This is a genomic window from Enterobacter sp. RHBSTW-00975 (assembly GCF_013615235.1).
GTDB classification, from domain to species: Bacteria; Pseudomonadota; Gammaproteobacteria; order Enterobacterales; family Enterobacteriaceae; genus Enterobacter; species Enterobacter ludwigii.
Window position 1 is genome coordinate 2,512,846 of record NZ_CP055883.1, and the last position, 13,618, is coordinate 2,526,463.

Genomic DNA, 13,618 nt, shown 5'->3' on the forward strand with positions numbered 1-13,618 from the left:
GATGCCCGGCATCGCCATCGCGAGCCGGGCTGAGTGCGTCAATCCAGCATTTTACGAATTACGTAATGTAATATGCCGTCGTTCTGGTAGTAAGTCAGCTCGGTTGCCGTATCAATGCGACACCGGCATTCAAGCACTTCCGTTTTACCGTCTGCTCGCGTTAACGTCACCGGAACCGTTTTACCCGGCTGCAGGTTTTGCAGACCACTAATATCAATCTGCTCTTCCCCGGTCAGCCCCAGCATTTTACGGGTGACGCCCTGTGGGAACTCTAGCGGCAGGATCCCCATCCCGATAAGATTCGAACGGTGAATACGCTCGAAAGATTCGGCAATGACCACGCGTACCCCAAGCAGGCGCGGACCTTTCGCTGCCCAGTCTCGACTGGAGCCGGAGCCGTACTCTTTACCAGCAATCACCGCCAGCGGCGTGCCTTCCTGTTGGTATTTGACGGCGGCATCATAAATCGAAACCACTTCCGTGCCAGGTAAATGACGCGTCATGCCCCCTTCCACGCCTGGAACCATTTCGTTGCGGATGCGGATGTTGGCAAACGTCCCGCGCATCATCACTTCGTGGTTACCACGACGCGATCCGTAGGAGTTGAAGTCCCGGCGTTCCACCCCACGGCTTTGCAGATAGCGGCCTGCCGGACTGTCGGCTTTGATACTGCCCGCCGGCGAGATGTGGTCCGTGGTAACGGAGTCGCCCAGCATCGCCAGAATACGCGCCCCGTGGATATCCTTAAGCGGAGCAGGTTCAGCCAGCATGTCATCGAAGAACGGTGACAGACGAATATAGGTCGAATCATCCTGCCAGCCATAAGTATCCGAGCCCACGACGTTAATTGCTTTCCATTCCGGCGTGCCCTCAAACACTTCCGCATACTCTTTGCGGAACATTTCGGTTGAGACCTTTTCAACGGCTCGCGCGATATCGCGTGAAGACGGCCAGATATCTTTCAGGTAAACAGGCTCGTTCTTGCGATCGTGACCAATCGGGTCTGTCGTGAGATTGATGTTCATGTTTCCCGCCAGCGCGTAAGCCACAACCAGCGGCGGCGAGGCCAGCCAGTTGGTTTTCACCAGCGGATGAATACGCCCTTCAAAGTTGCGGTTACCGGAAAGAACCGCACCCACGGTAAGATCGCCCTGCTTGATCGCCGTTTCAATCGGCTCAGGCAGCGGACCGGAGTTACCGATACAGGTAGTACATCCGTAACCCACGAGGTTAAAGCCCAGCTCGTCAAGGTACGGGGTGAGTTTTGCCTGCGCCAGGTAATCTGAAACCACTTTAGAGCCCGGTGCCAGCGAAGCCTTAACCCACGGCTGCGGTTTCAATCCAAGCTCAACGGCTTTTTTGGCCAACAGTCCCGCGGCCATCAAAACGCTTGGGTTCGAGGTGTTGGTGCAGGAGGTGATAGCGGCAATAACCACCGCGCCATCCGGAAGTTGATACTGATGTCCGTTCAGGACATAGTCTATTGGACGGTGATCTTTTTTCGCGACATTGACTTCCAGTTCATTGCTGGCGGCAAAAGCTTTCGGCACGTCCGGTAACGCGACCCGATCCTGCGGGCGTTTTGGCCCGGCAAGGCTCGCCTCGACGCTTCCCATATCCAGCTCAAGCGTGCTGGTAAATACCGGCTCATCACCCGGGTTTCGCCACATCCCCTGCGCTTTAGTGTAGGCCTCGACCAGCGCGACCTGCTCTTCACTGCGACCACTCAGGCGCATATATTCCAGCGTGACGTCATCGATGGGGAAGAAGCCACAGGTCGCGCCATATTCCGGCGCCATATTGGCGATCGTGGCGCGATCGGCCAGCGGCAGCGAATCCAGTCCGTCACCGTAGAATTCAACAAATTTACCCACCACCCCATGCTTACGCAGCATCTGGGTAACGGTCAACACCAGGTCGGTCGCGGTAATGCCTTCCGACAGCTTACCGGTGAGCTTGAAGCCCACCACATCAGGAATGAGCATCGACACCGGCTGACCAAGCATAGCCGCTTCCGCTTCAATACCCCCGACGCCCCACCCCAGCACACCGAGGCCGTTAATCATGGTGGTATGTGAATCCGTCCCGACCAGCGTATCCGGATAAGCCACCCACTCTTTATCCTGCAATTCACTCCAGACGGCTTTGCCCAGATATTCGAGGTTAACCTGATGGCAAATACCGGTTCCAGGCGGAACCACGCTAAAGCGGCTGAACGCCTGTTGCCCCCATTTCAGGAAGACATAGCGCTCGTGGTTACGTTCCATCTCCAGACGTACGTTTTCGCCAAAAGCGTCATCATCACCAAAGTGGTCAACGGTCACGGAGTGGTCAATCACGAGGTCAACGGGAGAAAGCGGATTCACTTTTGCCGTATCGCCACCGAGGCGCTTAACGGCTTCGCGCATGGCGGCTAAATCAACCACGGCGGGAACACCGGTAAAGTCCTGCATCAGGACCCTCGCCGGGCGATAGGCTATTTCTCTGTCGGCATGGGCACTCTTCAGCCACCCCGCCAGCGCCTGGATATCCTCGAGGGTGACGGAATCGCCATCCTGCCAGCGTAAGAGGTTTTCCAGCAAAACTTTCAAGGACTTGGGTAAACGCGAAATGTCCCCAAGCGTTCTGGCAGCCAGTGGCAGGCTATAGTAATGCCAGGTTTTGTTTTCTGCCTGTAATGTGTCCTTACTGGCTTCGCGTAGGGTTAACGACATAAGCTCCTCCTTAATTACAGAGATGTCCTGACAATCATCAGGGCTGTAATTAAAGATAACACAAAGATGTCGTAACGTTTTGATAACAACCCGAATTGATAAATTTAGGAATGGTCCAGTGAAGTGCGAAAACAAAAAACCCCGCCGCAGCGAGGTTTTGGATTTACAGGAAGGCCAGCCAGATGAGCTGAGACCAGAACAGGATCGACACAGAAAAAACGCCGAGCCATGACCAGTATTTGTGAGACATCATGTTATTCATCATAGGGTACACCAGGCATTATTTTTAAAAAGGCTCCGAGGTTTGCCCTCAGTTCTATATTGCTGATGTGTATTTATTAAAGAGTACAAAGGTGCAGAGTCTGTATTCAGACTATTTGCATCATTACGCAATTAACTAAATTATTGTTTTTTGGGTTCGTCTTCTGCGAACACATCAATAAAGGCTTGCTGCTGTGGCGTCAGTTTCCAGGACGCGGGGACAACGGTCGCAGGTGCTTTGCGTCCTTTGTGACCACTGTCACGATGCTGACACATCTGTTTTACCGTTTCTGTACGTACCGTCACTGCCATATTCAACCCCAATATTTCCAGGCAAGGAGAGCAACCACTACCCAAAACAGGGCGGAGACGAGAAAGACCGCCAGCCAGGCTTTACGCTTGAGCGCAGGATCCCTTTGCGGTTCTTCACTTCCTGAAGGCATTGCTAACCTCATACAATCGATATCGCTTATCATTTAGGACCAAACAATTGGTACAATTAATCATCTGTTGAGATAAATCCTAAAGAAACTTTAGCCGAAAAGCCAGTGAATTTACGCATCAATTGGTGGGAAATATTCAATCTTTTGACCAGAAATAAATAATTGAAAAGAAATATTTGCGTAGCCGTAAATTACTTTCTACTTTTGTCGCCAATTCACGACATTAAAACCATACAGATTAAATGGGTAATGACATTATATGGCAGGGAAAATGTAGATGATGATAATTATGATTTAGCTTTGAGGAGTTAATTCGGTATCTTTCCGTGAGGGAAAGATACCGGGAGTGATTATTTTGCCGGAAGTTTGATGTCTTTAAACATCTCTTCAATATCTTCATTTGAGCGTAATGCAACCGCCGTATCGACCACGTCACGCGTTAAATGCGGGGCAAAGCGTTGAATAAAATCATACATATAGCTGCGCAGGAAGGTGCTGCGACGGAAACCAATTTTGGTCGTGCTGTGGCTGAAAATATCGTGCGCATCAAGACGAACCAAATCCGGGTCTGAAACCGGGTCGACGGCCATGCTGGCAATCACCCCAACGCCCAGGCCAAGCCGCACATAGGTTTTAATGACATCAGCATCCGTGGCGGTAAAGACAATGCGCGGCGTTAATCCCGCCCGGTTAAAGGCCGTATCAAGCTCAGAACGTCCGGTGAAGCCGAAGGTGTATGTCACTAAAGGAAATTGCGCCAGCTCTTCAATAGTCACCGCCCCTTTCCCCGCCAGCGGATGATCCGGGGTCACTACGATAGAACGGTTCCAGTGGTAGCACGGTAGCATAACCAGATCGTCATACAGGTGAAGCGCTTCTGTCGCGATGGCAAAGTCCGCGTTGCCCTTTGAAACTGCTTCAGCGATTTGCGTGGGCGAGCCCTGATGCATATGCAAAGAGACGCGCGGATAACGTTCTATAAAGCCCTTAATAACGCCTGGCAGCGCATAACGCGCCTGAGTATGCGTTGTGGCAATATAAAGCGAGCCTTTATCCGGCCAGGTATGTTCACCCGCCACGGACTTAATAGCGTCAACTTTGGAGAGGACTTCCCGGGCAATACGAATGATTTCCTGCCCGGCGGGTGTCACCTGCGTGAGGTGCTTACCGCTGCGAGCGAAAATCTGGATACCTAATTCGTCCTCCAGCATACGAACCTGTTTGCTGATGCCCGGTTGCGAGGTATATAACCCCTCAGCGGTAGAAGAGACGTTGAGGTTGTGATTCACCACCTCAACGATATAACGAAGCTGCTGTAATTTCATGCCAGACCATCCGATTTAGCGCACGCGGTCAATCGCTTAAGACGATTTGATAATAAGAAAAGGGTTAACTATAACCACTATATCATTTATAGCCTGACTGTATAGTACGGAACAAAAAATAATAACAAGGTAATAAAAAAGGGCCGGAAGCCCGGCCCTTTTACAGGTAAGTTACGGTAAGGGAAGATTATTTCTTGCCTTCAACCCATTTTCCGTCGACAAAGAAGGCGGACCAGCCGGTCGCTTTCCCCTCTTTCTCAGCCGCAACGTACTGCTGTTTTGTTTTACGGCTAAAACGTACCACCGTTTTATTGCCTTCAGGATCCTGCTGTGGCGCATCGGCCAGATAACGCAGTTTCTCAGGCAGACGGTCGCGGAAGCGATGCAACTCTTCCACCAGCGGCGCGCGGGTTTCACGCGATTTCGGGAAGGTGTTGGCCGCGAGGAAGACCCCGGCAGCACCGTCACGCAGCACGAAATAGGCGTCAGACTTCTCACACGGCAATTCTGGCAGCGGAACCGGATCTTCCTTCGGCGGCGCGACTTCACCGTTACGCAGAATCTTACGGGTGTTCTTACACTCGTCGTTGGTGCACGCCATGTATTTCCCGAAACGCCCCATTTTCAGGTGCATTTCCGAGCCACACTTCTCGCACTCAACGATAGGGCCGTCATAGCCTTTGATGCGGAACTCACCCTCTTCGATCTCATAACCATCACACGTTGGGTTATTCCCGCAGACGTGCAATTTACGTTTCGGATCGATCAGGTAGCTGTCCATCGCCGTGCCACATTTCTTACAACGACGTTTGGCACGCAGGGCATTGGTTTCTGCATCGTCACCTTCCAGCACGTTAAGAACTTCGTTCTCAGGTACCAGGTTGATGGTGGTTTTGCAGCGCTCTTTCGGCGATAACGCATAGCCAGAGCAACCGAGGAAGACGCCTGTTGTCGCAGTACGGATCCCCATCTTACGGCCACAGGTTGGGCAATCGATGCTGGTCAGTACCATCTGGTTAGGCAGCATGCCGCCCTCTTCAGGATCTTTCTCGGCTTTTTCAAGCTGGTTGGTAAAGTCGCTGAAGAAGCTGTCGAGCACTTTCTTCCATTCCGCCTGATGGCTGGCAACCTGGTCAAGCCTGTCTTCCATCTGTGCGGTAAAGTCGTAGTTCATCAACTCGCGGAAGTTAGCTTCCAGACGGTCGGTTACGATCTCACCCATTTTTTCAGCGTAGAAACGGCGGTTTTCAACACGCACATAACCACGATCCTGAATGGTCGAAATGATTGACGCATAGGTTGACGGACGACCAATACCGCGTTTTTCCAGCTCTTTTACCAGCGATGCTTCGCTAAAGCGCGCAGGCGGCTTGGTAAAGTGCTGAGCTGGCACGAGGTCAACCAGAGAGAGTTCATCCCCTTTGTTCACCGCCGGCAGCGTTCGGTCTTCGTCGCCTTTACGCAGTGCAGGCATGACTTTCGTCCAGCCGTCGAAACGCAGGATACGGCCACGCGCTTTCAGACGGAAATCACCCGCACCAACGGTAAGCGTAGTGGAATCATACTGCGCGGGTGTCATTTGACACGCGACGAACTGGCGCCAGATAAGCTGGTACAGCTTCTGGGCGTCGGCTTCCATATCCTTCAGCGATTCCGCTAACACAGAGACGTCAGAAGGACGAATGGCTTCGTGCGCTTCCTGTGAGTTCTCTTTGCTGGCGTACTGGTTAGCGCTTTCCGGCAGGTATTTCTTACCGAAATTGTCACCGATATAGCCGCGCACCATGTTAACCGCATCCTGACTCAGGTTAGTCGAGTCAGTACGCATGTAGGTGATGTAACCCGCTTCATACAAGCGCTGGGCCATCATCATGGTTTTCTTAACGCCATAACCCAGACGCGTGCTTGCGGCCTGTTGCAGCGTAGAGGTAATAAACGGTGCGCCAGGCTTACTGCTGGTCGGTTTGTCTTCACGCTCCAGAACCTGATAGCGTGCTTTTTCCAGCAGCGCCACCGCGGCCATGGTCTGGTCACGGTTTTCAGGACGGAAAGGCTTGTCGTTCTGATGGCTCACCTGCAGCGGCAGAGCATCCCCGCCCGGCGTGGTGACATTCGCGTCGACTTCCCAGAACTCTTCTGGCACAAACGCTTTAATTTCACGTTCACGTTCAACGACAAGACGCACGGCAACGGATTGCACACGGCCTGCGGACAGACCACGGGCAATCTTTTTCCACAGCAGTGGAGACACCATGTAGCCCACAACACGGTCCATAAAGCGACGTGCCTGCTGCGCGTTTACACGGTCAATGTTCAGTTCGCCCGGCTTTTCAAACGCCTGACGAATCGCATTCTTCGTAATTTCGTTAAACACTACACGGCTGTAGCGTTTGTCATCACCACCGATCACTTCCCGCAGGTGCCACGCAATGGCTTCCCCTTCGCGGTCAAGGTCGGTTGCGAGATAGATGTGGTCTGCTTTTTCAGCAAGCTGTTTCAGCTCATTAACAACTTTTTCTTTCCCGGGCAGCACTTCGTATTGTGCATCCCAGTTGTGCCATGGGTTAACACCCATGCGGTTGACAAGCGCGCTACGTTCATCCTTTTTAGGCTTTTTAGCCCCTTTGGTGGAGGTAGAGTCTGCGCTCTTTTTGCTGGCTGAGCCACTGGTCGGCAAATCGCGGATATGACCCACGCTGGACTTAACCACGTAATCATTACCCAGATACTTATTGATCGTTTTGGCTTTTGCCGGGGACTCAACGATGACGAGAGCTTTACCCATATTCACCTTTACCTAATTTAATTCTTCCAGGAATACGCCGCACGTTGATTTCCCTTCCACTGACGACGCGTCATTGATATTGCGACTGCGTCAGGGGATATCAACCCCTTTGTCTTACCGAACGTCAGAGAAAAGACGCCCAGGTGATTGAGTTTTCGGGTATTTTTCTCACGCCTCATATGATTCGTGACGAATTACCGGTCGAATGTCAAGCAATTCTGTTGCCAGAATGACGAAAGCGCACACTCTACCTGATAAAATCCGTTACGCAACTTTATTAGCATGCAAAAGCAAATCACGCCAGCCAGGCTCCTGCGCCTTATCCCCTCAGATTACAGGGAAAATTTGCCCCCAAAGCGCCCTCGGCGTAGACTATTGTCACTGTTTAAGGAGTGGATTATGCACAATACAACCCAACCAATTGACCGAGTCTCTCTGCTTATCGAAGCAAACAAGCTTATCCGTGATCATGAAGATACTCTGGCGGGCATTGAAGCCACCGGCGTAGAACAGCGTAATGGCGTGCTGGTTTTCAGCGGCGAATACTTCCTTGACGAACAGGGGCTACCTACCCCGAAAAGCACCGCCGTGTTTAACATGTTTAAATACCTGGCGCATACGCTTTCAGAGAAATATCACCTGGTTGATTAATGCAAAACGCGAGGCCTGAGCCTCGCGTTTTTGTTTACAGCAACGGTTTTTGTCCGCGCTGTAGCCAGCGGAGCAACAGCCGATCGGCACTTTCTGCCGCACTGTTGGTAAAGCGATCGAGCAGACGCTTGCGCTGCGTAAAGCGCACGCCCACCAGCTCACGGCCATCCATCAGGTTCAGCAGCAGGTCATCGCTGGTGCCCACTTCATCTACCAGTCCTTTCTCCTGGGCCTGGATCCCGTACCAGTGCTCACCCGTGGCGACCTGCTCAATATCGAGCGATGGGCGCATACGGTGCACAAAGTCTTTAAAGAGGTGGTGCGTTTCATTGAGATCTTCACGGAATTTCTGACGCCCCTCTTCCGTGTTTTCCCCCAGCAGCGTCAGAGTGCGTTTGTACTGCCCGGCCGTGTGCAGTTCAATGTCGATCTCTTTGTTTTTGAGAAAGCGGTTAAAGTTAGGGATTTGCGCAACCACACCGATTGAACCAATAATAGAAAACGGTGCCGCCACAATTTTATCCGCGACGCAGGCCATCATGTAGCCACCGCTCGCCGCGACTTTATCCACCGCAACGGTCAGCGGGATCTGTTTTTCACGCAGGCGCTGCAGCTGTGACGCAGCCAGTCCATAACCGTGTACCACACCGCCCGGGCTTTCAAGACGCACCACCACCTGATCCTGCGGTTTTGCCACGGCAAGAACGGCAGTGACCTCTTCGCGCAAAGAAGAAACTTCATGCGCATCCATGCTGCCTTTAAAGTCGAGCACATAGACGCGTGGCTTTGCCTCATCCTGCGGTGCATTGAGCTTTGCTTTCGCTTTTGCCGCTTTGGCTTCCTGTTTATGCTTTTTCTTCTGCGCTTTAAGCCACTGCTTCTGTTGATGGCTATCGAGCAGCGACAGAGACATATCTTCCTGCATCTCTTTATACTGCTCACTCAGGCGGGTAATGCGTAACTCCCCACGCTGACGCTTACGCTGCGTCAGGTTTACAATCAGAACGGCAATCACCGCAATGGCAATCACCACCGTTGCGATTTTGGCCAAAAACAACCCATACTGAGAAAGTAATTCCACGCGTTCCACCTTGTTTAACCACGATTCTTTCACGGCAGTGTACAACAGCCCTGCCCATGCGTCTCGCTCGTGACATTACCTCTGCGAGCCTGCTTCAGGAATCCCCTCATGGGGGTTTAAATATTTGCAAATTGTTAATTTTACAGTAATGCCTCCTGTAGACTGATTGAATTCTCATGCTAATTCGGGCATAAAGCCGAAAAGTCATAAAGAAGGCGTCATTGCGTCACTGCGCGCCAGAGGAGTCCCCGTGCATTATCAACCGCAAAAAAATCTGCTGCAAAATCGCATCATTCTGGTCACCGGTGCCAGCGACGGAATTGGTCGCGAGGCGGCCCTGACCTACGCTGACTATGGCGCGAGCGTTATTCTTATTGGTCGTAACGAAGAGAAACTGAAAAGCGTCGCGCAGGAAATAGAGGCGGCAGGCGGCATTCCGGCCCCATGGTATACCCTCGATTTACTCACCTGCACGCCAGCGGTGTGCCAGGAACTTGCTCACCGTATTAGCGCCCACTACCCGCGGCTGGACGGTGTCCTGCACAATGCGGGTTTGCTGGGAGAAGTCCGTCCTATGGATGAACAGGATCCCGATATCTGGCAGCAGGTGATGCAGGTCAACGTCAACGGCACGTTTTTCCTGACGCAGGCATTGCTTCCTTTATTACTTAAATCCGAGTCCGGCTCGCTGGTCTTTACCTCCTCAAGCGTAGGCCGCGAAGGTCGAGCCAACTGGGGGGCATATGCCGTCTCGAAATTCGCGACTGAAGGGATGATGCAGGTGCTGGCGGAGGAGTATCAAAGCCGCCATCTGCGCGTAAATTGCATTAACCCGGGTGGAACGCGCACCAAAATGCGCGCCAGCGCCTTCCCGTCGGAAGACCCGCAGAAACTCAAAACACCCGCAGACATTATGCCGCTCTATCTCTGGCTGATGGGCGACGACAGCCGACGTAAAACGGGGATGACCTTCGATGCCCAGCCGGGCCGTAAACCAGGGATTTCGCAATGAGTGAAGAACGCCATCAACAACGCCAGCAGCGTCTGAAGGAACAGGTCGATGCGCGCGTTGCGGCCGCACAGGACGAGCGCGGGATAATTATCGTCTTTACCGGTAACGGCAAAGGTAAAACTACCGCGGCATTTGGCACCGCCACGCGTGCTGTCGGTCACGGGCAGAAAGTGGGCGTCATTCAGTTCATCAAAGGCGAATGGCCGAACGGCGAACGTAATCTGCTTGAACCGCATGGCGTTGAATTTCAGGTGATGGCGACAGGTTTTACATGGGATACGCAGAACCGGGAAACCGATACTGCAGCTTGTCTTGCAGTCTGGGAGCACGCCAAAAGAATGCTGGCAGACCCCGCCCTGAATATGGTTCTGCTGGATGAGATAACCTATATGGTGGCCTACGACTATCTCCCGCTGGATGCGGTACTGGAGGCGTTACAACATCGCCCGGCGCACCAGACGGTTATCGTCACGGGGCGTGGCTGTCATCGGGAAATACTGGAGCTTGCTGATACCGTCAGCGAACTGCGTCCGGTCAAACACGCGTTTGACGCGGGAATCAAAGCGCAAATCGGTATTGATTACTAAGAAAAAAGCCCGGTGATCATCACCGGGCTTTTATGTTAACCGTTGTTGTTACGGCTGCCAGAGCGGCGGTTGCTGCTCACCTGGCTATGGCGTTTCACCGCACGACGGATCTGATTCGCCTTCATACGACGACGATCTTTTTCCACCGCCACTTTAGAGGTGGTTTCTGGCGTCAGGCCAACCAGTTCACGCAGGTAGTTAGTCTGTGTCAGATCCAGCTCGGTATAACCACCCCGTGGCAGACCTTTTGGCAGCAGGATGTCGCCATAACGGACACGGATCAGACGGCTCACCTGCACACCTACCGCTTCCCAAAGACGACGCACTTCGCGGTTACGGCCTTCAGTCAGGGTAACGTTGTACCACTGGTTAATGCCTTCGCCACCGGTAAATTTGATGGTTTTAAATGCCGCAGGACCGTCTTCCAGCTGAACGCCGCGTGACAGATCGCGCAGTTTATTCTCATCAACCTGGCCGAAGACACGCACGGCGTATTCGCGTTCCACTTCACGGCTAGGGTGCATCAGACGGTTTGCCAGTTCACCATCAGTGGTAAACAGCAGCAGGCCGCAGGTATTCACGTCCAGACGCCCCACGGCAATCCAGCGAGCGCCGCGCAGTTTAGGCAGACGGTCAAAAACCGTCGGGCGACCTTCAGGGTCGTTGCGCGTACACAGCTCGCCTTCTGGCTTGTAATACGCCAGCACACGGCAAATCTGCTCAGCGGACTCTTTCACGGAGATAAGATGACCGTCGATGCGGATCTTCAATCCCGGTACGATTTCTACGCGGTCACCCAGCGTGGCGATTTTACCGTCCACACTCACGCGACCCGCTTCAATAATGGCTTCGATTTCACGGCGTGAACCGTGGCCGGCACGCGCCAGCACTTTCTGTAACTTCTCGCTCATTGAGCTTCCTCAGGTGTCGCCTTCACAGGCGTCGAATCAGGTCAAAAGAGGGCTCAGCCCTGCTTTGATGGCCGCGTAGTATATCTGCTTACACCCTTACAAGAAAGGCTTAACATCACCCGCGCCTTCACGAATTACTTCTGGCGCATCTTCGGTTAAGTCAACAACGGTGGTTGGCTGCTGACCAAGGTAGCCACCATGAATAATTAACTCGACCACCTTTTCCAGACGGTCTTTAATCTCTTCGGGATCGGATTCGGTGAACTCGCTGCCTGGCAACATTAAAGAGGTCGAAAGCATCGGCTCGCCGAGGGTTTCCAGCAGCGCCTGCGCAATCGGGTTGGACGGTACGCGCATCCCGATGGTTTTACGCTTTTCCTGTAACAGTCGGCGCGGCACTTCCTTGGTTCCTTTAAGAATAAAGGTGTAGTTGCCCGGCGTGTTATTTTTGATCAGACGAAACGCCACGTTATCGACATACGCGTAGGTCGACAGTTCAGAAAGATCGCGGCACATCAGGGTAAAGTTATGGCCGTCCGGCAGCTGACGAATGCGGCAAATGCGCTCCATCGCCCCTTTGTCTTCAATTTTACAGCCCAGCGCGTAGCCAGAATCGGTCGGGTAGACAATCACGCCGCCTTTGCGAACGATCTCCACGGCCTGATTAATTAAGCGTGGCTGCGGGTTATCCGGATGAATATAGAAAAACTGACTCATACTTCCCTCTCTTCAATTTTCTGCGGCTGTTCCCAGAGCTGCCAGACGGGTTCAACGCCTGCGGGCAACCAGAGCTTGCGTCCCAGCTCGATCCACGCACAGGGTTGATGGAAATCCGACCCTTGCGAACCCAGCAGACCGAACTGACGCGCGTAGGTTGCGAGCTGCGCACGCTCATTGGGCGCCTGCTGACACTGGGCGACTTCCATCGCCTCACCGCCACATTCGGCAAAGTGTGCCAGCAGTCTTTTCAGCCACTTAGCAGAAAGATTATACCGCCCCGGATGGGCGAGCACGGCCTTACCGCCAGAATGATGAATGACATCAATAGCTTGTTTTATTGTACACCACTGTGGCGGAACGTAACCGGTTTTCCCGCGTGCCAGATATTTTTTAAACACGTCCGCCATCGTTGTGGCTTTGCCCGCCTCAACCAGAAAACGGGCAAAATGGCCGCGCGTCACCGCCCCACCGTTTGCCAGTTTCTGTGCACCTTCCAGCGCTCCGGGAATATGCGCTTTTTCCAGTCGCTCACCAATCATTTCGGCGCGTTCGTTACGGCGCAATTTTTGTTCTTGCAAAAACGCACGCATTGCCGGATGTTCAATATCGATATTGAGGCCAACAATGTGAATTTCGTGATTTTCCCAGACTGTCGAAATTTCGACGCCGGGCACCAGATTCAGCGCCAGTCCGCTGCGGGCAATTTCGGCGCGCGCCGCGGGAATAGCATCTGTCGTATCGTGATCGGTTATCGCCAGCGTGCCGACACGCATTTCAACGGCGCGATGAACCAGGGCTTCGGGTGTCAGCAGGCCATCAGAGGCCTGAGTATGGCTGTGTAAATCATAAATTACGGCGTAGGTGGTATCGCTCAAAGCACTTCCCATAGCAGGTTAAAGACATCCGAAACCCCTATGATAACGGCTTGGCGCGAAATTCTGAAATCAAGGGTTGACAACTTGCCATCGAACTAGTTAACTAGTACGCAAGTTCACACGAGAAAGGTATCTAAAAATGACAGCACATTTCACTCTGCACGGTTGGTGGCGCACATCCTGATTATCGGGCAGTGTCACACGTCTGCGAAATGCAAACAGATACCCAGCCCGCGACTAAGCGGGCTTTTTT

13 protein-coding genes and 1 other annotated feature (1 of these 14 cut by a window edge) are annotated in these 13,618 nt (G+C 52.9%); of the genes, 3 read left to right on the plus strand and 10 right to left on the minus strand.

What is annotated here, in order from left to right; genetic code table 11:
• Window positions 1–38: 38 nt before the first annotated feature.
• The 6 genes from acnA to topA form a co-directional block, all read right to left on the minus strand.
• Window positions 39–2,714, minus strand: a complete 2,676-nt coding sequence (acnA, locus tag HV340_RS12040) for an aconitate hydratase AcnA (protein WP_181216004.1) — start codon at window positions 2,712–2,714, stop codon at window positions 39–41.
• A 163-nt stretch (window positions 2,715–2,877) separates the two neighbouring features.
• Window positions 2,878–2,976, minus strand: coding sequence for a small membrane protein YmiC (ymiC, locus tag HV340_RS24475; RefSeq protein ID WP_032669830.1), 99 nt, complete (start codon window positions 2,974–2,976; stop codon window positions 2,878–2,880).
• Between the two features lie 140 nt (window positions 2,977–3,116).
• Window positions 3,117–3,287, minus strand: coding sequence for a hypothetical protein (locus HV340_RS12045; protein WP_032669764.1), 171 nt, complete (start codon window positions 3,285–3,287; stop codon window positions 3,117–3,119).
• Window positions 3,288–3,289: 2 nt separating this feature from the next.
• Window positions 3,290–3,430, minus strand: coding sequence for a YmiA family putative membrane protein (locus tag HV340_RS12050; protein ID WP_214579162.1), 141 nt, complete (start codon window positions 3,428–3,430; stop codon window positions 3,290–3,292).
• Between the two features lie 338 nt (window positions 3,431–3,768).
• A complete protein-coding gene (cysB, locus tag HV340_RS12055; RefSeq protein WP_063924890.1) occupies window positions 3,769–4,743 on the minus strand; it encodes an HTH-type transcriptional regulator CysB in 975 nt (324 codons plus the stop codon).
• A gap of 187 nt (window positions 4,744–4,930) precedes the next feature.
• Window positions 4,931–7,528, minus strand: coding sequence for a type I DNA topoisomerase (gene topA / locus HV340_RS12060; RefSeq protein ID WP_181216005.1), 2,598 nt, complete (start codon window positions 7,526–7,528; stop codon window positions 4,931–4,933).
• A 399-nt stretch (window positions 7,529–7,927) separates the two neighbouring features.
• On the opposite strand from topA, the gene HV340_RS12065 reads away from it, so the two are divergent.
• Window positions 7,928–8,179: a YciN family protein gene (locus HV340_RS12065; protein WP_020882438.1), complete on the plus strand. Its 252-nt coding sequence runs from the start codon at window positions 7,928–7,930 to the stop codon at window positions 8,177–8,179.
• Between the two features lie 34 nt (window positions 8,180–8,213).
• Here HV340_RS12065 and sohB read toward each other — a convergent pair whose 3' ends face one another.
• Window positions 8,214–9,260 (minus strand): protease SohB, encoded by a 1,047-nt coding sequence (sohB, locus tag HV340_RS12070; protein ID WP_020882437.1) that lies wholly within the window; start codon window positions 9,258–9,260, stop codon window positions 8,214–8,216.
• 250 nt (window positions 9,261–9,510) lie between these two features.
• On the opposite strand from sohB, the gene HV340_RS12075 reads away from it, so the two are divergent.
• Window positions 9,511–10,272 (plus strand): YciK family oxidoreductase, encoded by a 762-nt coding sequence (locus HV340_RS12075; RefSeq protein WP_020882436.1) that lies wholly within the window; start codon window positions 9,511–9,513, stop codon window positions 10,270–10,272.
• On the plus strand, window positions 10,269–10,859 hold the full coding sequence (gene cobO / locus HV340_RS12080) for a cob(I)yrinic acid a,c-diamide adenosyltransferase (protein ID WP_047356769.1): 591 nt from the start codon (window positions 10,269–10,271) through the stop codon (window positions 10,857–10,859). Before HV340_RS12075 ends, cobO begins: the two co-directional genes overlap by 4 nt.
• Window positions 10,860–10,894: 35 nt before the next feature.
• Here the strand turns inward: cobO and rluB are convergent, their stop codons facing one another.
• The 3 genes from rluB to rnm form a co-directional block, all read right to left on the minus strand.
• Window positions 10,895–11,770, minus strand: coding sequence for a 23S rRNA pseudouridine(2605) synthase RluB (rluB, locus tag HV340_RS12085; protein ID WP_008502809.1), 876 nt, complete (start codon window positions 11,768–11,770; stop codon window positions 10,895–10,897).
• 96 nt (window positions 11,771–11,866) lie between these two features.
• On the minus strand, window positions 11,867–12,487 hold the full coding sequence (locus HV340_RS12090; protein WP_023335953.1) for an L-threonylcarbamoyladenylate synthase: 621 nt from the start codon (window positions 12,485–12,487) through the stop codon (window positions 11,867–11,869).
• On the minus strand, window positions 12,484–13,377 hold the full coding sequence (rnm, locus tag HV340_RS12095) for an RNase AM (protein WP_131631878.1): 894 nt from the start codon (window positions 13,375–13,377) through the stop codon (window positions 12,484–12,486). The genes HV340_RS12090 and rnm overlap by 4 nt, the downstream gene beginning before the upstream one ends.
• Window positions 13,378–13,525: 148 nt before the next feature.
• Window positions 13,526–13,618 (plus strand) — a sequence feature (Trp leader region) (it continues 2 nt past the right edge of the window).